The organism is Pantoea sp. EKM21T (genome assembly GCF_011800405.1).
Taxonomy (GTDB): Bacteria; Pseudomonadota; Gammaproteobacteria; order Enterobacterales; family Enterobacteriaceae; genus Pantoea; species Pantoea agglomerans.
This window is the reverse complement of the sequence record NZ_JAALFV010000001.1, coordinates 199,166-220,876: the sequence shown is the minus strand read 5'-3', so window position 1 is coordinate 220,876 and position 21,711 is coordinate 199,166. Positions and strand designations below refer to the sequence as shown.

At 56.4% G+C, this 21,711-nt stretch carries 24 protein-coding genes and 2 tRNA genes; 10 read left to right on the top strand and 16 right to left on the bottom strand.

Features of this window, described 5'->3' with window-relative positions:
* Positions 1-53: 53 nt before the first annotated feature.
* Positions 54-2,108 (top strand): DNA helicase IV, encoded by a 2,055-nt coding sequence (helD, locus tag HFD87_RS01150; RefSeq protein ID WP_167422835.1) that lies wholly within the window; start codon positions 54-56, stop codon positions 2,106-2,108.
* Position 2,109: 1 nt separating this feature from the next.
* Here helD and mgsA read toward each other — a convergent pair whose 3' ends face one another.
* Together mgsA and HFD87_RS01140 are read right to left on the bottom strand one after the other, a co-directional pair.
* The gene (gene mgsA, locus HFD87_RS01145) at positions 2,110-2,568 is read right to left on the bottom strand and encodes a methylglyoxal synthase (protein ID WP_010246657.1); all 459 of its coding nucleotides are present in this window, start codon (positions 2,566-2,568) and stop codon (positions 2,110-2,112) included.
* A gap of 69 nt (positions 2,569-2,637) precedes the next feature.
* Positions 2,638-3,279, bottom strand: coding sequence for a DUF2057 family protein (locus tag HFD87_RS01140; protein ID WP_167422834.1), 642 nt, complete (start codon positions 3,277-3,279; stop codon positions 2,638-2,640).
* 176 nt (positions 3,280-3,455) lie between these two features.
* Here HFD87_RS01140 and HFD87_RS01135 point away from each other — a divergent pair, with 176 nt between their 5' ends.
* A complete protein-coding gene (locus HFD87_RS01135) occupies positions 3,456-3,875 on the top strand; it encodes a CoA-binding protein (RefSeq protein WP_010669789.1) in 420 nt (139 codons plus the stop codon).
* A 31-nt stretch (positions 3,876-3,906) separates the two neighbouring features.
* Here the strand turns inward: HFD87_RS01135 and hspQ are convergent, their stop codons facing one another.
* Together hspQ and rlmI are read right to left on the bottom strand one after the other, a co-directional pair.
* Entirely contained in the window at positions 3,907-4,224 is a 318-nt protein-coding gene (hspQ, locus tag HFD87_RS01130; RefSeq protein ID WP_010246651.1) for a heat shock protein HspQ, read from the bottom strand.
* A gap of 59 nt (positions 4,225-4,283) precedes the next feature.
* The gene (gene rlmI, locus HFD87_RS01125) at positions 4,284-5,474 is read right to left on the bottom strand and encodes a 23S rRNA (cytosine(1962)-C(5))-methyltransferase RlmI (protein ID WP_167422833.1); all 1,191 of its coding nucleotides are present in this window, start codon (positions 5,472-5,474) and stop codon (positions 4,284-4,286) included.
* Positions 5,475-5,559: 85 nt separating this feature from the next.
* On the opposite strand from rlmI, the gene yccX reads away from it, so the two are divergent.
* The gene (yccX, locus tag HFD87_RS01120; protein WP_010246647.1) at positions 5,560-5,838 is read left to right on the top strand and encodes an acylphosphatase; all 279 of its coding nucleotides are present in this window, start codon (positions 5,560-5,562) and stop codon (positions 5,836-5,838) included.
* On the opposite strand, the gene HFD87_RS01115 is transcribed toward yccX, so the two are convergent.
* Positions 5,839-6,165: a TusE/DsrC/DsvC family sulfur relay protein gene (locus HFD87_RS01115; RefSeq protein WP_010246645.1), complete on the bottom strand. Its 327-nt coding sequence runs from the start codon at positions 6,163-6,165 to the stop codon at positions 5,839-5,841. It abuts the gene before it with no gap.
* Between the two features lie 104 nt (positions 6,166-6,269).
* Entirely contained in the window at positions 6,270-6,923 is a 654-nt protein-coding gene (gene yccA / locus HFD87_RS01110) for an FtsH protease modulator YccA (RefSeq protein ID WP_003850014.1), read from the bottom strand.
* Between the two features lie 220 nt (positions 6,924-7,143).
* Between yccA and HFD87_RS01105 the strand changes: the two genes are divergently transcribed.
* The 3 genes from HFD87_RS01105 to agp all read left to right on the top strand — a co-directional run bounded on the left by HFD87_RS01105 (position 7,144) and on the right by agp (position 9,361).
* A tRNA-Ser gene (locus HFD87_RS01105) sits at positions 7,144-7,231 on the top strand.
* 67 nt (positions 7,232-7,298) lie between these two features.
* Positions 7,299-7,386, top strand: a tRNA-Ser gene (locus tag HFD87_RS01100).
* A gap of 271 nt (positions 7,387-7,657) precedes the next feature.
* Entirely contained in the window at positions 7,658-9,361 is a 1,704-nt protein-coding gene (agp, locus tag HFD87_RS01095; RefSeq protein WP_181955665.1) for a bifunctional glucose-1-phosphatase/inositol phosphatase, read from the top strand.
* Positions 9,362-9,426: 65 nt separating this feature from the next.
* Here the strand turns inward: agp and HFD87_RS01090 are convergent, their stop codons facing one another.
* The 3 genes from HFD87_RS01090 to wrbA are packed head-to-tail and all read right to left on the bottom strand — an operon-like array spanning position 9,427 to position 11,704.
* A complete protein-coding gene (locus HFD87_RS01090; RefSeq protein ID WP_167422831.1) occupies positions 9,427-10,800 on the bottom strand; it encodes an NAD-dependent succinate-semialdehyde dehydrogenase in 1,374 nt (457 codons plus the stop codon).
* Between the two features lie 53 nt (positions 10,801-10,853).
* Positions 10,854-11,084 carry a YccJ family protein gene (locus HFD87_RS01085; RefSeq protein ID WP_010669794.1) on the bottom strand — a complete coding sequence of 77 codons (231 nt, stop codon included), beginning with the start codon at positions 11,082-11,084 and terminating at the stop codon, positions 10,854-10,856.
* A gap of 20 nt (positions 11,085-11,104) precedes the next feature.
* Complete coding sequence (gene wrbA / locus HFD87_RS01080; protein WP_022625914.1) at positions 11,105-11,704, bottom strand: NAD(P)H:quinone oxidoreductase; 600 nt, start codon at positions 11,702-11,704, stop codon at positions 11,105-11,107.
* A 300-nt stretch (positions 11,705-12,004) separates the two neighbouring features.
* Between wrbA and HFD87_RS01075 the strand changes: the two genes are divergently transcribed.
* Positions 12,005-12,178, top strand: a complete 174-nt coding sequence (locus HFD87_RS01075) for a general stress protein (protein ID WP_010246636.1) — start codon at positions 12,005-12,007, stop codon at positions 12,176-12,178.
* A 96-nt stretch (positions 12,179-12,274) separates the two neighbouring features.
* Positions 12,275-13,189: a DMT family transporter gene (locus HFD87_RS01070; RefSeq protein ID WP_010669796.1), complete on the top strand. Its 915-nt coding sequence runs from the start codon at positions 12,275-12,277 to the stop codon at positions 13,187-13,189.
* Positions 13,190-13,193: 4 nt separating this feature from the next.
* On the opposite strand, the gene rutG is transcribed toward HFD87_RS01070, so the two are convergent.
* The 6 genes from rutG to rutA are packed head-to-tail and all read right to left on the bottom strand — an operon-like array spanning position 13,194 to position 18,133.
* A complete protein-coding gene (gene rutG, locus HFD87_RS01065) occupies positions 13,194-14,522 on the bottom strand; it encodes a pyrimidine utilization transport protein G (protein ID WP_010669797.1) in 1,329 nt (442 codons plus the stop codon).
* 46 nt (positions 14,523-14,568) lie between these two features.
* Positions 14,569-15,084, bottom strand: coding sequence for an NADH-dependent FMN reductase RutF (gene rutF, locus HFD87_RS01060; protein WP_029518970.1), 516 nt, complete (start codon positions 15,082-15,084; stop codon positions 14,569-14,571).
* 19 nt (positions 15,085-15,103) lie between these two features.
* The gene (gene rutD / locus HFD87_RS01055; RefSeq protein ID WP_010669798.1) at positions 15,104-15,913 is read right to left on the bottom strand and encodes a pyrimidine utilization protein D; all 810 of its coding nucleotides are present in this window, start codon (positions 15,911-15,913) and stop codon (positions 15,104-15,106) included.
* The gene (rutC, locus tag HFD87_RS01050) at positions 15,913-16,308 is read right to left on the bottom strand and encodes a pyrimidine utilization protein C (protein WP_031593547.1); all 396 of its coding nucleotides are present in this window, start codon (positions 16,306-16,308) and stop codon (positions 15,913-15,915) included. The genes rutD and rutC overlap by 1 nt, the downstream gene beginning before the upstream one ends.
* A gap of 20 nt (positions 16,309-16,328) precedes the next feature.
* Positions 16,329-17,042: a pyrimidine utilization protein B gene (rutB, locus tag HFD87_RS01045; RefSeq protein ID WP_033767366.1), complete on the bottom strand. Its 714-nt coding sequence runs from the start codon at positions 17,040-17,042 to the stop codon at positions 16,329-16,331.
* Positions 17,042-18,133: a pyrimidine utilization protein A gene (rutA, locus tag HFD87_RS01040; RefSeq protein ID WP_010669800.1), complete on the bottom strand. Its 1,092-nt coding sequence runs from the start codon at positions 18,131-18,133 to the stop codon at positions 17,042-17,044. Before rutA ends, rutB begins: the two co-directional genes overlap by 1 nt.
* Before the next feature lie 306 nt (positions 18,134-18,439).
* Here rutA and rutR point away from each other — a divergent pair, with 306 nt between their 5' ends.
* Both rutR and HFD87_RS01030 read left to right on the top strand, forming a co-directional pair.
* Positions 18,440-19,075: an HTH-type transcriptional regulator RutR gene (gene rutR / locus HFD87_RS01035; protein ID WP_003849991.1), complete on the top strand. Its 636-nt coding sequence runs from the start codon at positions 18,440-18,442 to the stop codon at positions 19,073-19,075.
* A 38-nt stretch (positions 19,076-19,113) separates the two neighbouring features.
* Complete coding sequence (locus HFD87_RS01030) at positions 19,114-20,088, top strand: metal-dependent hydrolase (protein ID WP_010246619.1); 975 nt, start codon at positions 19,114-19,116, stop codon at positions 20,086-20,088.
* Positions 20,089-20,134: 46 nt separating this feature from the next.
* On the opposite strand, the gene cycA is transcribed toward HFD87_RS01030, so the two are convergent.
* Positions 20,135-21,529: a D-serine/D-alanine/glycine transporter gene (gene cycA, locus HFD87_RS01025; RefSeq protein ID WP_022625909.1), complete on the bottom strand. Its 1,395-nt coding sequence runs from the start codon at positions 21,527-21,529 to the stop codon at positions 20,135-20,137.
* Positions 21,530-21,711 lie beyond the last annotated feature (182 nt).

The window sequence follows — 21,711 nt, the reverse complement described above, 5'->3', positions numbered from 1 at the left end:
AGGGTCTGACAGGTAAACTCCCCCTAATCCTATTCTCTGACGTTGGTGTCGGCGTGGAACTGAAAGCAACCTCGATGGGCAAACGGCTTGCCCAGCATCCTTATAATCGTGTCCGTTTGATGGCGGCAGGCGTCGAAGTCAGCGGCGATAAGCATGAGTATCTGATCCCCTTTAACCAGTTACTGGATATCGCCTGCAAGCGCGGGCTGGTGTGGGGCGAGCTGGAGTTTTTGCTGGCCGATGAAAAAGTGGTCCGCCTGCATGGCACGGAATGGCAGGAAACGCAGCGCTTTCACCACTATCTGCTGCAGGCCTGGCAGAGCTGGAGTCTGGAGATGAGCGCAGTGTGCCGCGAGGTGCTGCAGACGCTACGCGACGAAATCGAGGCGTTTGGCGCGCAGGATCGCTGGCTGAACCGCCACGAGTTGCAGGCGCTGAAAACCAACATCCTCAAACAGTTCGATGCATTGCCGATGCCGCTCTCCCGCTTAAAAGATTTTGCTGACTGCCGGGATAACTGGCAATTCTGTCAGCGCTGGCTGGAGCAGGGCGACACGGCGTTGCGGCAGCGAAACCGTGACTGGACGGCCGCCATGCTCAACCGCTATCAGGATTTCTTTGCCAGCGTCGAGAGCACGCCACTCAATCAGTCGCAATGTGAGGCGGTGGTTAATGGCGAGAATTCTCTGCTGGTACTGGCAGGCGCGGGCAGCGGTAAAACCTCGGTGCTGGTGGCTCGTGCAGGCTGGTTAATGCAGCGCAAGCTGGCCAGCACCGATCAAATCCTGTTACTGGCATTTGGCCGCCAGGCGGCTGAAGAGATGAACGCACGTATCCAGTCGCGGCTCTCCGCCGCTGACATCCAGGCGCGGACCTTCCATTCTCTGGCGCTGCATATTATTCGTGAAGGCAGTAATAAGCAGCCGGTTATCAGCAAACTTGAGAGCGATGCCGATGCGCGTCGCACGCTGCTGATCCAGCAGTGGCGGCAGCAGTGTCATGAGAAGAAGGCGCAGGCAAACGGCTGGCGTCAGTGGCTGCGTGATGAACTGGAGTGGGAGTTACCCGAGGGGCCATTCTGGGAGGACGACAGGCTGGCAAACCGGCTGGCGTCACGGCTGGACCGCTGGCTTGGTCTGATGCGTATGCATGGCGGTGCGCAGGCAGCGATGATCGCCGACGTACCCGAAGAGATCCGGGATCTCTTCAGTAAGCGCATCAAACTGATGGCACCGTTGCTGAAAGCGTGGAAGAGCGCATTAAAAGAGGAGGGCGCGGTCGATTTCTCGGGTCTGATTCACCAGGCGATTGCCATTCTGGAAAAAGGACGGTTTATCAGTCCGTGGAAACACATTCTGGTGGATGAATTCCAGGATATTTCGCCTCAGCGTGCCGCGTTACTGAGCGCATTGCGCCAGCAGAATAAGCGTACCGCACTATTTGCTGTTGGGGATGACTGGCAGGCCATCTACCGCTTTAGTGGGGCGGAGATGACGCTGACGACGGCATTCCATCACTATTTTGGTGAGGGAGACCGCTGCGTACTGGACACAACCTACCGTTTCAACGACCGCATCGGCGACATTGCCAACCGGTTTATACAACAGAATCCGCAGCAGCTGGCAAAACCGCTGAACAGCGTCACCAAAGGCAATAAAAAGTCGATTTCGCTGCTGGCGCAGGATCAGCTGGAAGCCTTGCTGAACAAACTCAGCGGTTACGCGAAGCCTGATGAGCGAATTCTGCTGCTGGCGCGTTATCACTATCTGCGGCCGGATTTACTGGATAAAGCCAGAACCCGCTGGCCAAAGCTCAATCTGGAATTTATGACGATTCATGCCAGCAAAGGTCAGCAGGCGGATTACGTCATTTTGCTGGGATTACAGCAGGGTAAAGAGGGCTTCCCGGCAGAGGCGCGCGAGTCGATTATTGAACAGGGCTTATTACCGCAGCCAGAAGCGTTCCCTGATGCAGAAGAGCGCCGTCTGGCCTATGTGGCACTGACGCGCGCGCGTCAGCAGGTTTTTCTGATGTTCGATAAGGCAGCGCCGTCACCGTTTGTCGATCACTTCCGCGAGCTGGGTGTGCCGGTGCTGCGTAAAGCCTGAGTTACTTCAGACGATCGGCCAGATAGCGCTGATAGTCGGGGATCATAATCTCTACACTTTGCGCAAACAGTGGCGACTGAATGATAAAGTCAGCCGTGGACCGGTTAGTGGCTACCGGGATATTCCATACGGTAGCCAGACGCAGCAGTGCTTTGACATCCGGATCGTGCGGCACTGCGTTGAGTGGATCCCAGAAAAAAATCAGTGCATCGATCTTCCCTTCCGAAATCAGCGCACCCACCTGCTGATCGCCGCCCATCGGGCCGCTCAGCATGGCTGTCACATTCAGACCCGTATCGCGATTGATCAGATTCCCGGTAGTGCCGGTGGCATAGAGGATGTGCGATTCCAGCGCGGGCTGGTTTTGTTTCACCCAGTCAAGCAGGGCGGCTTTGCAGTGGTCGTGGGCGACCAGCGCGATATGTTTTGTGGTGCCGAGGGTACGAACAGTCTGTTCCATAAAGGCGTCCTGGTAAGGCTCATGCGCAAGAAGAGAGAGCATGAGTGTACCTCTGGCCTTTCGACTCTATCAACTCGTACGTAGCATTTTGACCAGCGTCAGAAGCTGCTGACGCGTGGCTTCATCGAAGCGGTGAAACCAGCGGTGCAGCGAGGGCAGTTCGGCCTGAGTAGTCCAGTCCAGATCGGCGGTAAGCCGGACGGAAGAGGGCGTTGCAGAAGGGGTATTTGCAAACCGGGGCACAGAGGCAATCTGGCGGGTGCGATTATAATTCAGCATCGCTTTTTCCATATCTGCGGATGTGGTGACCGGCAGGTGGTCGCGCACGCTGGTAATCTCCGTGCCTTTTTCATCCACCAGCTGAAAGTTCAGGCTGCGGTCAAAATGATAACGCTCGCGTTTTGTCTCCAGCGCAGGCAACCGAATGGTAATGGTTTTGGCAACCGCGGTGAACGTGACAATCATCGGTACCGACTGATAAACGAGGACGTTCTCATTCTGACCTTTGCGCTGCTGCTCTATCCGAAACAGAAACTGATGCTGACCGCGGTCCAGCTCCAGGCTGTCTGCACCTTTGAGAAGGGAGCCTGAAATTTTTCGACCATCCAGCACCAGCAAATCGATATGAGGATCGAGCTTTAATGTGATGGCAGAACAGGACGCCGAAACGAGGAGGGTAATTAACCCCGTTACAGCCAGCGACAGCTTCATTTCAACTCCGGTAACTGAAGACACAAAGGATGGTGTGTAGCAAATTCTTACATTATGGCAGTTAATTTACATTTAAACATATTTATTCGTGCGCGGGTTCAATTAATTTCGCTGAGGACTTACCCGCTAAAGGGCACGCCAATCTACACTCAACACTGGCCTGAAAGGAGTTAAACATGAACGATCAGACAATTCGTGAGGTGCTGACGCGCACCCAACGTATCGCCTTAGTCGGAGCAAGCGATCGCCCCGAACGTCCCAGTTACGGTGTGATGAAATATCTGCTCGATCAGGGGTATGAGGTGATCCCGGTCAGCCCGAAACTGGCAGGGAAAACGCTGCTGGGGCAGCAGGGGTATGCCAGCCTGGCGGATGTACCGGGCAAGATTGATATGGTGGATGTCTTTCGCAATTCTGAAGCCGCGTGGGGCGTGGCCCAGGAGGCTATCGCCGTGGGGGCAAAAACATTATGGCTGCAGCTGGGTGTGATTAATGAGCAGGCGGCGGTACTGGCACAGGATGCGGGCATGACGGTGATTATGGATCGCTGCCCGAAGATTGAAATTCCGCGTCTGGGAATAACGCGTCAGAAATGATGAGTGTGGCGGCAGAGCGTGCCGCCACAGATTAATGTCGCAGATGAGGTGCCTGTAATTGCTGACGTACCGATGCTGCCAGCTCATCCATTGAAGGCTGCTCAGGGTGTTCAATGCTGGTTTCGCCGGAAAGCTGAATCTCAGCAACGTAGGTATGTACCTGATCGCCTTCCTCATCTTCCATCACCACATGATACCAGGGCGCGGTGCGCATTTTCTCTTCCGCGCCAACATCTTCAATTTTAGGCTCATCTAACGAGTATTCAGGATCGACATCGACGATAACGCCCAGTACGCCGGACAAACGATGACGAACCTGCTGACCAATACCAAATTTACTGGCAATCATTGTGACCTCCGAAAAAAAAGCTCTCTTACCAATATGGGGGCAGGAGCCGTTTTTTCAAGTCACATGACGCGGCAGGCGAAACCTTTCAGGTAGAGACCTTCCGGATAGCTGGCGATCACCGGATGATCTGCGGCCTGGCGGAACTGCTCAATAAACTGCACTTCACGGCCCGCATCCAGCGCGGCATCGGCGATGATCTTCTGGAACAGATCGGTGGCCATCAGACCGGAGCAGGAGAAGGTCATTAATACGCCGCCCGGATTCAGTAACTGAATGGCGAGCATATTAATGTCTTTATAGCCGCGACAGGCACCCATCAACTGGCTTTTGTTTTCGACGAACTTTGGCGGATCCATAATGATCAGATCAAATTTCTCGCCACTGTCACGATAACGGCGCAGCAGTTTGAAAACATCATCACGCTCAAATTGCGCGCGGGAGAGATCCAGCTCATTGAGTTCAACGTTCTGACGGGCAACGTCCAGCGCCTCCTGGGAGGTATCCACGCTGATCACTTCTTTACAGCCACCCATCAGCGCCGAAACCGCGAATCCACCGGTGTAAGAGAAGCAGTTAAGGACGCGGGCATCCTGTGCGTAACGACGCGTGGCGAGACGGCTGTCACGCTGATCAAGGTAATAGCCGGTTTTGTGACCGCCCTGGATATCCACCAGCAGCTTCATGCCATGTTCAGTAATCGGCAGCAGCGGCGGCGGCAGTTCACCGGTAACGATGCCCTGCGTCAGCGCCAGACCCTCTTTCTTACGAACGGCGACGTCAGAACGGTCATAGATGGCGCAGCCAGGGAAACAGTGCTGCAGGGCGGTGATGATCGCTGCACGCTGATATTCTGCGCCTGCTGAGAGCAGTTGCATCACTAAAAAGTTGCCAAAGCGGTCGATGGTAACGCCCGGTAAACCATCAGATTCACCGGCGATCAGGCGATAGCTGTCCAGACCATCGCGGGCCGCCAGCCATTCGCGCCACTGCTGCGCCTGTTCAAACCGGCGGACAAAGAAGGCGATATCGATGGATTCATCGGTCTGCCAGCTCCAGACGCGGGCGCGGATCTGCGACTCGGGTGAATAAGCGGCGCGAGCCAGCCATTTACCGTTGCTGTCACAAACGTCAATGGTTTCACCCAGTTGCGCTTTACCTTCCAGACGCGCAACGGCACCTGAAAAGACCCATGGATGGCGACGGAGCAGGGACTTTTCACGTCCCTTTGCGAGAATCAATCTGACTGTCATAGTTTGCTATGCTTACCTGAAAAAATGAGGCGCCATTGTCCGGTGGATAACGGGAAATTGCAACGAACAGCAGCAGGAGAGAATAATGTCAGCAGCCTGTTTTAAAGCATGGGTTCATGGCCGCGTCCAGGGCGTCGGGTTTCGTTACAGTACTCAGGCAGAAGCCAGGACGCTGGGCGTACTGGGCTATGCGCGAAATCTGGATGACGGCAGTGTCGAGGTGCTGGCCTGGGGTGAGGCGGAGCAGGTCGATGCGCTGATCGCCTGGCTTAAAGCGGGCGGGCCACGCAGCGCGCGCGTTGAAAAGGTGCTGGTGGAGCCGCACCAGCCCGCAGAGCCACCCCGCGATTTTACGACCGGTTAATTACAGACATTTCGCCGGTTTAGGCAGGCCGGCGATTTTCGTCGCCTGTTTAGCCGGCCCTTCAGGGAACAGGCGAAACAGATAGCGGCTATTGCCTTTCTCTTCGCCATATTTCTGCGCCATCGCCTTCACCAGCATTCGCACGGCGGGTGAGGTGTTATATTCCAGATAAAAGGCGCGCACAAAATGGACCACTTCCCAGTGTGCTTCGGTCAGGGTCAGGCCTTCCTGATCGGCGATGTGGACAGCCAATGCTTCACTCCAGTCGCCGGGATGCTTCAGATAGCCTTCGGCATCGACGGCGATTTCGTTACCGTTAAAATTCACGTGACATCCTCTTAGTAAATGACGGCGCAGTTTATCAAACCTGGCGGGCAGTAAAAGCAAAAACCCCGCCGAAGCGGGGTTTTACAGGCTACTGTCACTGCGGATTAGTTACTGCGGGCAAACCCCAGCAGGCTCAGCAGGCTGACAAAGATGTTATAGAGCGAAACATAGAGGCTGACCGTCGCCCGGATGTAGTTGGTTTCGCCACCGTGAATGATGTTGCTGGTTTCCCACAAAATCGCACCGGCTGAAAACAGAATGAACAGGGCGCTGATGGCCAGATGCAATGCAGGCAGCTGCAGGAAGATGTTGGCTACTACAGCAACCAGCAACACGACGAAACCTGCCATCATCATGCCGCCGAGGAAGGACATATCACGACGGGTGGTCAGCACGTAGGCCGAACAGCAGAAGAACACCAGCGCCGTGCCGCCCAGCGCCAGCGCTATCACGTCACCCATGCCTGCGGTTAAGAATGAGCTCAGGATAGGCCCCAGGCAATAACCCAGGAAGCCGGTAAAGGCAAAAGCGGCCAGGATGCCCATCGGGCTGTTAGCCAGACGGTAGGTTAAAAACATTAAGCCATAGAAGCCAACCAGCATCAGGATTAAACCCGGCGCAGGCAGGGCCAGCAGGGTGCTGGCGGTAGCCGTAACGGCCGAGAAGGCCAGGGTCAGTCCGAGAAGAAAATAGGTATTGCGCAGAACTCTGTGCGTAGACAGCAGTGAGGACTGCGATGAGGTGACAATTCTTTCCATGTTGCGCTCCTTTAAGCAGAACACCAAATATGTGCCGAGAATACGCAGGCCATTAAAGAGGGAAAAGGCGTTTTACCCTTCTTTACGCGCTAAACTGCTAATTGTTTGAGCAGAGTGGCGATTTTGACACCGAAAAATCACAATCTGGCTGTTTTTCAGGCGAATAGACAGATAGGTGCTTTACATCCCTAAACGGGGTGTTTATAGTGCGCGTCATTGCGGAGGGGTGGCCGAGCGGCTTAAGGCAGCGGTCTTGAAAACCGCCGATGGGAAACCATCCGAGAGTTCGAATCTCTCCTCCTCCGCCACTTTATCTGCCCTGGGCAATAAAGCGGCAAAAATAGATGTTTTGCCAATGCAGTACAGTTTCAAAACGGAGGGGTGGCCGAGCGGCTTAAGGCAGCGGTCTTGAAAACCGCCGATGGGAAACCATCCGAGAGTTCGAATCTCTCCTCCTCCGCCACATTTTACAGGCCAGCACGCAGTGCTGGCCTGTTTCGTTTCTGCTCTCTCTGTAACTTCTTCCTGTCTGAAAAAAGCGTGCCACTCTCTGTGACGCGTGGCTGCGCATTCATCTCTCCGGTGCATCTCTGCTATAGTCCACTCACCGTTTTTGCAAACATCTGGCGCTTTTCTGAGGCGAGCTGAGTTACACTGTTGATTACATCGCTCTGAGGCGAGCTAATGGGTTGATAGCCAGAGTGTTTCTTTACTGAATGAATGGAATAGGCACAATGATCAAGAAACTGAGTCTTTGCGCATTGTCAGTGCTCGCTGCATTGCCGGTCGGAACGGTAGCATTTGCTGCTGAGGGTGATATGCAGCTGCAACAGGTGCTGATGTTAAGTCGTCACAATCTGCGTGCACCGCTGGCTGATAATGGCAGCGTGCTGGCGCAGTCGACCAAAAAGAGCTGGCCGCAGTGGGATGTTCCCGGCGGACAGCTGACCACGAAAGGTGGTGTGCTGGAAGTCTACATGGGTAACTACACCCGTCAGTGGCTGGCACAGCAGGGCCTGGTAAAGAACGGCAGCTGTCCTGACAGCAATAACGTCTTTGTTTACGCCAACAGCCTGCAGCGCACTGTGGCCACCGCCCAGTTCTTTGTTAATGGCGCCTTCCCGGGCTGTGACGTCGCGGTCTCTCATCAGGATGAAATGGGTTCCATGGATCCTATCTTCAATCCGGTTATCACAGATGGCAGTGAAGCATTCAATAAGAAAGCGCTGGCTGAGATGGCCGCTGCAAATGAAAAACTGTCGCTGAAGCCTGCCTTCCAGCGCCTGGAAAAGATTGTCGACTACAAAGCATCGCCTGACTGCAACAATAAAAAGCAGTGCGATCTCAGCAGTGGTCAGAACACCTTCAGCGCTGAAAATGGTAAAGAACCGAATGTCAGTGGCCCGCTGAAAACGGGGAATTCCCTGATGGATGCGTTCACGCTGCAATATTACGAAGGTTTCCCGCTGGATCAGGTTGCATGGGGTCAGATCAAAACGCCTGAGCAGTGGAAAGAGCTGTCAGCGATTAAAAATGGTTACCAGGATGCGCTGTTTACCAGCCCGGACATTTCCCGTGAAGTGGCGGCACCGCTGGTGGACTACATCCGCAGTCAGTTAGTGGACCAGGACAAAGCCAACGCGCCAAAAATTACGCTGATGGTAGGCCATGACTCAAACATCGCCTCGCTGCTGAGCGCGTTGCAGGTCAAGCCTTATGAACTGCCTGATACCTTCGAAAAAACGCCGATTGGCGGTCAGGTTGTTTTCGAACGCTGGCATGATGCCAAAAATGATAAAGACCTGCTCAAAGTTGAGTATGTCTATCAGAGCGCCGATCAGCTGCGCAACGCAGACGTGCTGAGCCTGAAGAACCCACCGAAGCGCGTTACGCTGCAGCTGGCGGGTTGTGAGACCGATGCAAACGGCTATTGCAGCTGGGATCAGTTCTCTCAGGTGCTGAATGCTGCGCTGCAGGGCACGCCAATGCAGCCAGCGGCGGCACCACAACCGGCAGCCCAGTCTGACGACGACAGTGCGAAAGCCGCAGCGACCAATGATGCTGCTGCTGATAAGGCTGAAGCGGATAAAGCGACCGCGGCGAAAGAGAAGGCTGACGCCGATAAAGCTGCCGCTGAGAAGTCTGAAGCCGATAAAGCCGCCGCTGAAAAAGCAAAAGCGGACAAGGCAGCAGCCGATAAAGCCGCAGCCGAGAAGGCAAAAGCGGATAAGGCAGCAGCGGATAAAGCCGCCGCTGAGAAGGCAAAAGCGGACAAGGCAGCAGCGGATAAAGCCGCCGCTGAGAAAGCGAAAGCGGACAACGCGGCAGCGAAATCAGCCAGTGCCGATAAAGGTGCGGCTGACCAGGCTAACGCCTCGAACACGCCTGCAACAGCGCACAACGACGAATCAAAGTCAGCGGCTGTGGCAACACAGTAATCGCGCTATCCGGCTGATAATAAAAAACCCCGTCGAGACGGGGTTTTTTTATGGCTGCAAGGCGATTAACCCGCCACGACCACCAGTTTCTGGTTAGCAAACTCTTTGATGCCCAGATCAGATAGCTCACGACCATAACCTGAACGTTTCACGCCACCAAAGGGCAGCTCCGCTGAGGTGTCGCTCTGGGAGTTGATAAACACCATGCCGGTTTCAATGGCGGAGGCCAGTTTACGACCGCGTGCAATATCGCGTGTCCAGACCGAGCCGCCCAGACCATAGTGAGAGTCGTTCGCCAGCGCCACAGCCGCCTGATCGTCACCTATGACATAAACCTGCGCGACCGGACCGAAGAACTCCTGATAATAGGCGGGATTATCCGGGGTAATGCCAGTGAGAATGGTTGGCTGATAGTAGCAACCTGCACCTTCAACGGCTTTGCCGCCCGTGACCAGTTTTGCGCCATTGGCGACGGCTTCGTCTACCTGTTTCACCAGGCGGTCACGCGCGTCAGCGGAGGAGAGCGGGCCAAGCGTAGTCTTCTCATCCAGCGGATCGCCCAGCGTAGCGGAACTCAGTGCAGCGCTGAACTGGTTGATAAAGCGATCGGCAATCTTCTCATGCAGAATAAAACGTTTTGCGGCGGTACAGACCTGTCCGCAGTTGCTGAGGCGAGCCTGCACGCCCTGACGTACCGCTTCATCAAGATCGGCATCATCCAGCACCACAAACACGTCATTGCCACCCAGCTCCAGCGTCGATTTCTTAAGATGCTTACCGGCCTGCTCAGCCACGGCGCTGCCCGCGCGCTCGGATCCGGTCAGGGCGACACCCTGCACCCGGTCGTCAGCAATCAGATCGGCGACCTGATCGGTGGAGATGAACAGGTTAGTCCAGGCCCCTTCAGGCGCACCCGCTTCACGAACCAGCTTCTCAAAGACATCGGCACAGTGCGGCACGATATTGGCATGTTTTGCCAGCACCGGGTTACCCAGCGCCAGATTAGGTGCCAGCACGCGCATCAGCTGATAGTAAGGGAAGTTCCACGGCTCGACGGCGACTAAAACGCCAATCGGGTGATACTCAACCCAGGCTTCGCCCAGATCGCTGGGATAGGACTGCGGCTGCAGAATACGTTCCGCATTCTCTGCGTAGTAGCGGGCAATCTGCGAGCAGATTTTCACTTCTCCGCGGCTCTGACCAATCAGTTTACCCATCTCTTTACTGGCGATGGTGGCCAGTTCTTCCGCGCGGCTATCAATCAGGTCAGCCAGTTTTTTCAGTACCTGCAGACGCGGCTGAATATCACCTTTGCTCCATGAAGAATGGAAAAGGCGATCGGCCACTTCGAGGGCATGGCTGACGGCGGCTTCATCGTGTGACGGCCAGCTTTTCAGCAACTGGTTGTTTGCGGGATTAATGCTTTGATAGGAAGACATAGCGTACTCCTTGGTGAGCTAAAAATTGAGGGCGGGAAAGTCCCGCCCCTGAATCAGACGTTCTTACGTTCTACGGGCTTATCATCCCAGGTCAGGAGATCTTTATCGGTTTTTTCAAAGGCGCGAATCAGCACGTCATCACTGCCTTGCTGACGCCAGATCTCTTCTGCCAGTTTTTCATCGTAGTTAGCCACTTCGAAAATGGCCTCGGCAATTTCAGGGGAGGTATGACGCAGACTTGCCCATTCGCCAACGTGATGTGCTTTCGATTGTTCAGTAGACATACTTTTCTCCTTTGATTAAATCAGTCCTGCAGTTTGACGGTCAGTCCGGCCACATGTTCGCCCTGAAAACGGGCGATATTCAGTTCCGCTTCGGTAGGCTGACGCGAACCATCGCCGCCCGCCAGGGTGGTGGCTCCATAAGGCGTTCCACCGCGAACCTGTGAAATATCGAACAACTCTTTGGTTCCGTAGCCGATTGGCACAATCACCATGCCGTGATGCGCCAGGGTGGTCCAGACAGACGTGATGGTCTGTTCCTGACCGCCGCCGGTGCCGGTTGAGGTAAAGACGCTGGCAACCTTGCCAAACAGCGCGCCTGACGCCCAGAGTCCGCCGGTGCGATCCCAGAATGTCCGCATCTGTCCGGCCATGTTGCCGAAGCGGGTCGGAGTACCGACGATAATCGCGTCATAGTGCGGCAGCACCTCAGGCGTGGCTTCTGCCGCCTGCTGATCGGTTTTGCCACCCACCTGTGCAAAGCGATCGGCCTCCATCGTTTCTGGTACCCGCAGGATATCCACTTCCGCGCCGGGAACCCGACGAGCGCCTTCTGCAACCGCGTTCGCCATTGTTTCGATATGTCCGTACATCGAATAGTAGAGCACCAGAATCTTAGCCATTGATCTCTCCAGATGGTTTTGACGTCCAGAAAAAGTATAGAAGAGCTTTCGTTTTACGCAGGCGATGCCGAAGCCGGAACGGAGGAGTCGGGCAATAAATCAGCAGCTAATCGGTTGTAAGTCGGCAGAGTGTTCGTTGTTTAGCCAAATTTCTGGTGATTACTCTGTTGCTAAATGTGACTGGCGGACGAGTGAAAGGATAATCTGGCTATTATTTAAACATGGGCTGAGCTCGCGTTTCGGGCCGTCAGCCCTCTGTTTTTAATTCTTAATTATCGCACTACGCGACAGGAGCAAATCATGACAACACATCGTGGGGGTTCTGGAAATTTTGCTGAAAACCGTGAACGTGCCGCAGAAGCGGGACGTAAAGGGGGGAAAAACAGCGGCGGTAATTTTAAAAACGATCCGCAGCGCGCCGCGCGTGCCGGGGAGAAAGGGGGACGCAGCAGTCCTAAAAAACCGGACGCATAACCCCACACTGCCGCCGGTTGAGACCGGCGGTTAACGTCGTTGCTTTTCCCCCTCGCTCTCCCCACAATATTGTCCGGACACATCATCAGGTGAATTATGTCGGACACACTCCGCGGTTTAACCCTGCGCCTGACGCGGCAGGAGCTGGTATTACTTTTCATAACCATGATCTGGGGCGGCACCTTTCTGGTGGTGCATCGTGCGATGCAGCACTCCGGCCCGTTCTTCTTTGTCGGCCTGCGTTTTGCCACCGCCGCGCTGCTGCTGGCGCTCTTTTTCCGCCGCTATCTGGCAGGCATGACCTGGCTGGAGGTGAAAGCGGGCGCGCTGATTGGCCTGTCGATCGCCGGGGGCTATGGTCTTCAGACGTGGGGAATGCAGACCATTTCCAGCAGTCAGTCCGCCTTTCTCACCGCGCTCTATGTCCCTGTCGTGCCGTTGCTGCAATGGCTGTTTCTGCGCCGTCCGCCGGGATTGATGTCGTGGCTGGGGATTGTACTGGCGTTTACCGGCCTGCTGCTGGTGGCCGGGCCGCAGGATGGTCGCATCACTCTGAATGCAGGTGAAATAGCGACGCTGATCAGTACCCTGGCGATCGCCGCCGAGATCATCTTAATCAGCCGCTATGCCGGTAAGGTCGATGTGCGCCGTGTGACCCTGATCCAGCTGGCGGTGGCATCGCTGTGCGCCTTTGGTCTGATGATCCCCAATGGGGAAACGGTGCCTGCCATCTCAACGCCGCTGCTGCTCAGCGCGCTGGGGCTGGGTGCAGCCAGCGCCCTGATTCAGGTCACCATGAACTGGGCGCAACGCAGCGTTTCGCCAACCCGCGCTACGGTGATTTATGCCGGGGAACCGGTCTGGGCCGGCGTCGTGGGGCGTATTGCGGGTGAGCGCCTGCCTGCGCTGGCGTTGCTGGGCGGCGCGCTGATCGTCTGCGGGGTGATCGTCAGTGAGCTGCGGCTGAAACGAAAAAAAGCGGTGCAGCCTGCTGCCACACCGCTGGAGTAGGTCGTTAACCCTGCTGTCGCGCCAGTGGCTTGTCCTGCTTTGCCGCACTGCGTCGGCGCAGAATCGCATTGAGGATAATCGCGCCAAAGGTGGCGGTACCGATACCCCCCAGCGTGAAAGAACCGATTTTCAGCGCGAAATCCCCGGCTCCGAGCACCAGTGTGGTCGCCACCATGATCAGGTTACTGTTCTGGCCTAAATCAACATGGTTCTGTACCCAGATGCGGGCACCCGCTACCGCAATCAGCCCGAACACTACAATGGATGCGCCGCCAATCACCGGGGCCGGAATAGTGTGGATCAGCGCACCAAACTTCGGCGAGAAACCGGCGAGGATGGCGATGACCGCCGCGGCGACAAATGCCAGCGTAGAATAGACTTTGGTCACCGCCATCACCCCGATATTTTCGGCATAGGTGGTGACGCCACTGCCGCCGATTGAGCCGGAGAGCATGGTGGCCAGGCCATCGCCAACAAAAGCGCGTCCCATGTAAGGATCGAGATTGCGTCCGGTCATACCCGCCACCGCTTTCAGATGCCCGAGGTTTTCAGCCACCAGAATGATCGCCACCGGGGCGATGAGCACCATCGCCTGCAGATCAAAGGTGGGTGCAGTGGTGTGCGGCAGACCAAACCAGGCAGCCTGTGACAGCAGGGTAAAATCGACCGGCTTACCCAGCCCCAGACCGTTGGTCAGCAGCGCATAGATCGCCCAGGCCAGAATCAGGCCGACCAGAATCAGCAGTCGCTGAATCATCCCGTGGGTAAATACCGCTACCAGACCAATGCAGAGTACGGTCATTACCGCAACCCAGCTGTCGAACGACGAGGCGGAGACGCTGTGAACCGCAATCGGGGCCAGATTCAGCCCGATAGCCATCACCACTGCACCGGTCACGACCGGCGGCATCAGATTTTCAATCCAGCGCGTGCCGGACTTCATCACCACCAGACCAATCAGCGTGTAGAGCAGGCCGCAGGCGATCACGCCGCCCAGCGCCACGCTGAGATTGGGATTCAGCCCCTGACCGCTGAAGCCGGTTACCGCAATGACCACGCCGACAAAGGCAGCGCTCGACCCGAGATAACTGGGCACCCGACCGCCGGTGATAAAGAAGAACAGCAGCGTGCCTATACCCGAGACCAGAATGGCCAGATTGGGATCCAGCCCCATCAGCAGGGGCATCAGCACCGTTGCGCCAAACATCGCTACCGCATGCTGTAAACCCAGCACCAGCGTCTGCCCCAGAGGCAGGGTCTCATCCGGGGCGATAATACCGTTTTCTGTTAATGCCGACTTCTTTTGCCATTGCGGAAACCAGGATCGTGCCATCGTCTACTCCAGAGCGTTATGAATGCCGGTGGGATTCAGGGAAGTGTTAACAGGCATCCTGCCGCAACAGGGGATGGTATCCCCGGTCAAACCACGCCAGACCGTGGGTGTCGTCATTGCGCACTAATCCCACGACTTCGCAGAACAGCGTGTCATGCGTACCGACGCTGACAATCTGAGTGATGCGGCAGTCAAAGGACGCGACGGCGCCGCTCAGCACTGGCGAGCCGGTCACGGCCGTTGACCACTCAGCGGCAATAAAACGATCAGCCATTGGTGTTTTGCCGCCGAACAGATTGGAGAGCGTTTCATGGCCCGCCGCCAGCGTATTGACGCAGAGCTGCATATTTTCGCGGAACACCGGGTAAACCGAGGCAGAGCGGTTAAGGCAGACCAGCAGCGTCGGCGGCGAATCCGTGACGCTGCACACCGCCGAGGCCGTAAAGCCTGCGCGTCCGGCCGGGCCTTCAGTGGTGATGATGTTGACCGCAGCACCGAGCCGCGACATCGCATTACGAAACTCAGTTTTCTCAACGGCAGGGGTAAGGGTATCCAGGCTCATCGTGTTCTCCGCGAAAAGGTTATCCGACGACGCGCTGCAGCGGCTGCACGTCATCAGTCTGATCCAGCCACTGCAGCAGCAGGGCATTAAAGTTTTCGGGGGCGGTGACGCTCATGGCGTGGCCGCCCCAGGCCATCATCTGTTCAGTCGCATTGGGCAGGGCCGCGGCCAGCTCAGTTGAGCAGCTCCACGGCACCAGCAGATCGTCCTGGCTGGCGATCACCAGTACCGGTTGTGGAATGGCAGCAGCCCGCGCGCTGAAGTCGGCGCTCATCAGGGCGTGCAGCCGCCGCATCAGATTTTCCATCCCCTGAAAATGTGCGACGTGATGGCTATCTTCCTGATCCAGCCGTGTCTGATGCTGTGCCATCCACTCCGCAGGATAGAGAAACAGCGGCTGAGCGCGGACAAATGCCTCGACGCCGACGTTGAGCAGCAGGTCCTGACGTACCTGAAAGCAACGACGGGTATGGGGATGCAGCGTCAGCCAGCCATTGATCACCGCGATCCGTTCGATCCGATCCGGATAATCCAGCGCCAGCTGCATCCCCATCAGACCGCCAAGCGCGTGACCGATCAGGCTGAAGCGCAGGATGCCGTGCTGCGCCAGCGCGGCGGCCAGTTCCGCCGCCATCATCGCCATGCTGTAGCCTTCCGGCAGGCTGTCAGCGCTGCGACCGGTGCCGCGCTGGTCATAGGTCACCACCCGATAGCGTGCCGTTAGCGCGGCCAGCTGCGGCTGCCAGAAACCCGCCACGCCGCCCAGACCGGATGAGAGCACCAGTGTCGGTGCATCGGGATTTTGCAGACCCAGAATATCCAGCTGCATCAGACCTCCGCTTTGCCGATGTGCGCCACGCTGGCGATCTCAATCAGCGCGTCAGGCTTGACCAGCCCACACTGAATACAGAAGCGCGCCGGTTTTTCGCCGGGAAAGTATTCGGCGTAAACCTGATTCACCGCGGCGTAGTTCGACCAGTCGGTGATAAAAATCGAATTAAACGTCACATCGGTCATGCTGCCACCGGCGGTCTCAATCACCTTTTTAATGGTTTCCAGCACGTGGCGGGTCTGCGCTGCGGCATCACCCACATGCACCACGTTGTTGTCAGCATCAAACGGCAGCGTACCCGAGACATAGACCACACCATCCGCCAGCGTGCCGGGAACGAACGGGGCGATGGGGGTGGTGGTGCCTGGCGGAACAATAATACTTTTCGGCATAGCGTCGTCCTCTTCGTGGATTAGCGGGCATTCAGGCTTTCGCAGAAGGTATCGACATCCGATACCCAGCCAAAAAAGGTTTCGATATTGAACAGGGCAGCCTGCTGAGCAAAGGGCGGGCCGGCCTGATAAGTGGCGTCTTCCAGCACCACGCCGAAGTACTCCAGAAAGAAGCCGTCGCGCAGCGTCGATTCAACGCAGACGTTGGTGGCGATGCCGGTAAACATCAGATGACGGATCCCGCGGCTGCGCAGCATGCTGTCGAGCGGGGTGTTATAGAAGCCGCTGTAACGCGATTTCGGCAGCACGATGTCACCGGGCTGTGGCACCAGTTCATCGACCAGCGCGTAATCCCAGCCGCCTTTCGACAGCAGCGACCCCTGCAGTTCAGGCCGTTTACGCATGGTTTTCAGGGCATTCGATTTGTGGAAATTGGGGGAACCGGCGTCGCCCGCTTCTACATAGTCACTGTCCCAGCCGTTCTGGAACCAGATGATCTGAACGCCTGCCGCACGGGCCGCCGTCACCGCCTGATAGATTTTCGCAATCACCGGCTTGGTGGCGGAAACATCGAAGCCCGCCAGATCGAGATAGCCGCCTTCAGTGGCGTAGGCGTTCTGCATATCCACGACAATCAGCGCGGTCTGGCCAGGCGGAAAGGCGATCGGCTCTGGCCGCGCCGGCAGTTCAACCTGGGGAACATCCGGCGTGTGAGCACAATAAACGGTAGCCATCATGCCACCTCCTGCTGTGCGTCGAGCAGGGCGCTGCGACAGGCCATCAGCGGCTGAATGTGCTGCCCGAAGTTCTCGATACCCTGCAGGAAGTCATCAAACGTCAGCAGCACGCCGTGGGTGCCTTCGACCTGCGCAACCTCATCCAGCATCCGCGCCACGCTGGCATACGACCCCACCAGGGTGCCCATATTGATATTGACTGCCGAGGTCGGATCCGCCATCTGGCGCACATTGGTGTCGCTGCCCGATTTGGTGTCCTGCTGACTCTGAGTGGTGAGCCAGGAGAGCGCCTCTTCATCCGCACCGGCTTTGTAGTGTTCCCACTTCGCCCGCGCTTCTTCGTCCGTTTCAGCAGCGATGATCATAAACAGCACATAGGAGCCGACATCGCGGCCCGCTTTTTCAGCGGCCTGCTTCATGCGAATCGAGGTAGAGCTGAACGCGGCAGGCGTGTTAACACCTTTACCAAAGCAGAAGTTGTAATCGGCGTGCTGAGCAGAGAAGGCCATACCGGCATCGCTCTGTCCGGCGCAGATCACCTTCATCGGGCGCTGCGGCTGCGGACTCACCCGGCAGTCGTTCATGGTGAAGAACTCACCTTTAAAGTCCGATTTTCCGGTGCCCCACAGGTCGCGCAGCACGGTAACGTATTCGGTCAGATAAGCGTAGCGGCTGCTGAAGTACTCATCGCCAGGCCACATTCCCATCTGTTCATATTCCGGCTTCTGCCAGCCGGTCACCAGGTTGACGCCAAAGCGACCGCCTGAAATGGAATCGATGGTGGACGCCATGCGCGCCACAATCGCCGGAGGCAGCGTCAGGGTGGCGGCGGTGGCGTAGATCTCAATGCGTGATGTCACGGCGGCCAGGCCTGCCATCAGGGTGAACGACTCGAGATTATGATCCCAGAACTCGGTTTTTCCGCCGAAGCCGCGCAGTTTGATCATCGAGAGCGCAAAATCGAAATGGTAATGCTCTGCTTTCAGCACGATCGCTTTGTTCAGTTCAAAGGTCGGCATGTACTGCGGCGCATTGGACGAAATCAGCCAGCCATTGTTACCAATCGGAATAAAGACGCCTATCTTCATGTGAAACCTCGTTGCGATGGGGGAAAGGTGTTTCACGCGCTGCACTGCATCCTGCATCGTCCGTGTGGGCCGCGCTCAGTCACAATTTTGCAAACGGTGTGCCACTTTTTTTATTGTTTTATATAACAGTGAGTTAAAATTAACCCGAAAGAGGTAAGTGGAGTAACTGGTCCATTTCAGACCGTCTGGTCAAAATTCGCTGCACGTTTTCCATGCAGGCTGAGCAAAAAAGGTGCAGGGCGCGGATTGGGCAGCGATGAATCCCTTTGCTATGATGCGCTGACACCAGAAGGATGAGGTAAACGTGTGAATACCGATGAAAAAAAGCCAACGCGACGTTCGCGTGCGGTCGCAGCGAAGCGGGCCGCCATACTGGAAGCGGCATTAACCTTCTTCTCACAGTTTGGCATTCACGGCACCAGCCTCGATAAGGTGGCCGAGCTGGCCGATGTCTCTAAAACCAATCTGCTCTACTATTTTCCCTCTAAAGAAGTGCTCTATGTGGCAGTGCTTAAGCAGATTCTGGATGTCTGGCTGGCACCGTTGCGCGCGCTGGCGCACGATCAGGATCCACTGGTCGCGATTCGTCGCTACATCCGGCTGAAGCTGGAAGTGTCGCGCGATCATCCTCAGGCTTCCCGGCTCTTCTGTCTGGAGATGTTGCAGGGTGCTCCGCTTCTGAAAGGGGAGCTGGCAGGCGATCTTAAGCAGCTGGTAGATGACAAAGCGGCAATTATTGAACGCTGGATTGATGAAGGACGTCTGGCGGGCGTACAGCCGCAGCATCTGATCTTTATGCTGTGGGCCACCACGCAGCATTACGCCGATTTTGCCACTCAGGTTGAGGCCGTTACCGGCCAGACGCTGAGCGATCCGGCGTTTTTCGATCAGGCTGTTGATAATGTGCAGCGCATGATCATCGAAGGGATTCGCGTACGCTAATTCAGGATACATCCACGGTTCAGGTACGGAGTTAATCAATGGATTCTGTTTCGCAACTGGTGCTGGGTGCCTCAGTCAGTGTCGCAGTGATGGGACGTCGGGTACCGGTCTGGCAGGCCGCGCTGGTGGGCGGCGTCTGCGGCACCTTACCCGATCTCGATGTCTTTCTTGATCATGGCGATGCGATACGCAACATGACCCTGCATCGCACGGAAACGCATGCGCTGCTCTGGCTCACGCTGCTCTCGCCACTGATTGCATGGCTGGTGGCAGGTCTGTTTCGTCAGCGGGTGAAGTGGGCAGCATGGTGGCCTGCCATCTGGCTGGCGCTGATTACCCATCCGCTGCTCGATTTGATGACGGTGTATGGCACCCAGCTTGGCCTGCCGATCACCGATTATCCTTATGCCATCGGCAGTATCTACATCGTCGATCCACTCTATACGCTGCCGCTGCTGGCAGGCCTGGGCGTCGCGCTCTGGCGGCGCAGTGATAAAGGGCTGCGCGGAAACCGGCTCGGGCTGATGCTGAGTACCCTTTATCTGGTCTGGAGCGTGGTGATTCAGGGCGTCGCAGGCTGGCAGATCAGAGCGTCGCTGGCGGAGCAGGGTATTCCGGACAATAAAGTGCTGGTGACGCCCACGGCCTTTAATACGCTGGTATGGCGCAGCGTGATTATGACGCCGGATCGCTATGGCGAAGTTTACTGGTCGCTGTTGTCGCCCTCACGGCCACTGCAGGTGGCGTGGTATCCGCGTCATCCTGAACTGTTCGACGCTTTTCGGGGCAGCTGGTATGCAGAACGTGTCGCCTGGTTCAGCCACGGCTTCTACGCGCTGCGTGAGCAGGACGGGCAGACGACGATTGCCGACCTGCGCATGGGCGAAGGCGATAAGTATACCTTCACCTTTGGTCTGGGCACGCCTCAGCAGCCCGATCCCCGGCCGCAGCGCTTACCTTATGAACGCCCCTCTTTATCCGCCATTTTCTCTGCGCTGGGCGATCGCCTGTAAAAAAAAGCCCGGTCATCTGACCGGGCTTTGTTCATGATATTACCGATTAGCGGCTACGACGATTACGCAGCATCCAGCCGACACCCAGCAGGGCAAACCAGAGTGGCGTAACCATCAGCGCCTGGCGCGTATCTTCCTGCAGCGTCAGCAGCACCAGCACAAATGCGAAGAATGCCATGCAGACCCAGCACATGAATTTGCCCAGCGGCATCTTAAATGCCGACTCCGCATGGCGCTGCGGATGCTTTTTACGGTAGGCCAGATAGCTGCACAGAATGATGGTCCAGACGAACATAAACAGAATGGCCGAGACGGTGGTCACCAGCGTGAAGACCTTCATTACATCCGGGATCAGGTAGATCAACGCCACACCAATCAGCAGGCACAGGCAGGAGAAAAACAGGCCGGTAGTCGGCACCGCACGGGCAGAGAGTCGGCCAAAGGCGCGGCTGGCCACACCCTGCTGCGACAGGCCATAGAGCATACGGCTGGTGGAGAAGATGCCGCTGTTGGCTGAGGAGGCGGCAGAAGTCAGCACCACAAAGTTAACGATACTCGCAGCCGCAGGCAGACCAATCAGAACGAACATCTCAACAAACGGACTGCGATCGGCCATCACCTGGGTCCAGGGCGTTACCGCCATAATCACCATCAGCGCCAGCACGTAAAACATAATGACCCGCAACGGAATCGCATTAATTGCGCGCGGTAAAACTTTATGCGGATTGTGGGTTTCAGCCGCTGCCGTGCCCACCAGTTCAATGCCGACAAAGGCAAACACCGCAATCTGGAAGCCGGCAAAGAAGCCGCTGAGGCCTTTCGGGAACATGCCGCCGTGATCCCAGATGTTGCTGAGTGACGCTGTGCCGCCGCCCGGTGAGGGGTAGTGAATCGATACCAGCACAATCCCGGTTACGATCAGCGCCACAATGGCGACGATTTTAATGATCGCAAACCAGAACTCCATCTCGCCAAACAGCTTGACGGTGGCAATATTGAGCGCCAGAAAAACCACCACGCAGAGAAGGGCGCTCATCCAGATCGAGAAGCCCGGAAACCAGAGCTGGAAATAGGCGCTGATTGCCACCACGTCGGCAATGCCGGTTACCACCCAACAGAACCAGTAGGTCCAGCCGGTAAAGTAGCCGGCCCACGGGCCAAGCAGATCCGCGGCAAAATCGCTAAAGGATTTGTACTCAAGGTTGGAGAGCAGCAGCTCCCCCATGGCGCGCATCACAAAGAACAGCATAAAACCGATGATCATATAGACAAAAATGATCGAGGGGCCAGCCAGGCTGATGGTTTTACCTGAGCCCATAAACAGGCCGGTACCGATAGCGCCACCAATGGCGATCAGCTGGATGTGACGATTGTGCAGATTACGCTGGAGTTTATCGGGCGTCTCGTGGGTGCTTGCGGTTTCTTTAGATTGATCAACCATAGAATTGTCTTTCCTGTCGTGATGTTGTGTTCAGCTCTGCTGGCTGTTAGTCAAGGCGTCTGCCTGAGGGCAAGTCGGCATAAGATAGAGGAAGAGAGCCGGAATCGGGTAACGCTTTTTTACCAATTGTGATGCCTGCCATCCCGGAAGCGGCAATAAAGCGCGATTTTGTTCAAACCTTC

What these genes read in the sequence shown, in the direction of transcription:
- mgsA (WP_010246657.1), bottom strand. Translation starts at nt 2,568, where the DNA reads ATGGAACAGACTGTTCGTACCCTCGGCACCACAAAACATATCGCGCTG.
- HFD87_RS01140 (WP_167422834.1), bottom strand. Translation starts at nt 3,279, where the DNA reads ATGAAGCTGTCGCTGGCTGTAACGGGGTTAATTACCCTCCTCGTTTCG.
- HFD87_RS01135 (WP_010669789.1), top strand. Translation starts at nt 3,456, where the DNA reads ATGAACGATCAGACAATTCGTGAGGTGCTGACGCGCACCCAACGTATC.
- hspQ (WP_010246651.1), bottom strand. Translation starts at nt 4,224, where the DNA reads ATGATTGCCAGTAAATTTGGTATTGGTCAGCAGGTTCGTCATCGTTTG.
- rlmI (WP_167422833.1), bottom strand. Translation starts at nt 5,474, where the DNA reads ATGACAGTCAGATTGATTCTCGCAAAGGGACGTGAAAAGTCCCTGCTC.
- yccX (WP_010246647.1), top strand. Translation starts at nt 5,560, where the DNA reads ATGTCAGCAGCCTGTTTTAAAGCATGGGTTCATGGCCGCGTCCAGGGC.
- yccA (WP_003850014.1), bottom strand. Translation starts at nt 6,923, where the DNA reads ATGGAAAGAATTGTCACCTCATCGCAGTCCTCACTGCTGTCTACGCAC.
- agp (WP_181955665.1), top strand. Translation starts at nt 7,658, where the DNA reads ATGATCAAGAAACTGAGTCTTTGCGCATTGTCAGTGCTCGCTGCATTG.
- HFD87_RS01090 (WP_167422831.1), bottom strand. Translation starts at nt 10,800, where the DNA reads ATGTCTTCCTATCAAAGCATTAATCCCGCAAACAACCAGTTGCTGAAA.
- HFD87_RS01085 (WP_010669794.1), bottom strand. Translation starts at nt 11,084, where the DNA reads ATGTCTACTGAACAATCGAAAGCACATCACGTTGGCGAATGGGCAAGT.
- wrbA (WP_022625914.1), bottom strand. Translation starts at nt 11,704, where the DNA reads ATGGCTAAGATTCTGGTGCTCTACTATTCGATGTACGGACATATCGAA.
- HFD87_RS01075 (WP_010246636.1), top strand. Translation starts at nt 12,005, where the DNA reads ATGACAACACATCGTGGGGGTTCTGGAAATTTTGCTGAAAACCGTGAA.
- HFD87_RS01070 (WP_010669796.1), top strand. Translation starts at nt 12,275, where the DNA reads ATGTCGGACACACTCCGCGGTTTAACCCTGCGCCTGACGCGGCAGGAG.
- rutG (WP_010669797.1), bottom strand. Translation starts at nt 14,522, where the DNA reads ATGGCACGATCCTGGTTTCCGCAATGGCAAAAGAAGTCGGCATTAACA.
- rutF (WP_029518970.1), bottom strand. Translation starts at nt 15,084, where the DNA reads ATGAGCCTGGATACCCTTACCCCTGCCGTTGAGAAAACTGAGTTTCGT.
- rutD (WP_010669798.1), bottom strand. Translation starts at nt 15,913, where the DNA reads ATGCAGCTGGATATTCTGGGTCTGCAAAATCCCGATGCACCGACACTG.
- rutC (WP_031593547.1), bottom strand. Translation starts at nt 16,308, where the DNA reads ATGCCGAAAAGTATTATTGTTCCGCCAGGCACCACCACCCCCATCGCC.
- rutB (WP_033767366.1), bottom strand. Translation starts at nt 17,042, where the DNA reads ATGGCTACCGTTTATTGTGCTCACACGCCGGATGTTCCCCAGGTTGAA.
- rutA (WP_010669800.1), bottom strand. Translation starts at nt 18,133, where the DNA reads ATGAAGATAGGCGTCTTTATTCCGATTGGTAACAATGGCTGGCTGATT.
- HFD87_RS01030 (WP_010246619.1), top strand. Translation starts at nt 19,114, where the DNA reads ATGGATTCTGTTTCGCAACTGGTGCTGGGTGCCTCAGTCAGTGTCGCA.
- cycA (WP_022625909.1), bottom strand. Translation starts at nt 21,529, where the DNA reads ATGGTTGATCAATCTAAAGAAACCGCAAGCACCCACGAGACGCCCGAT.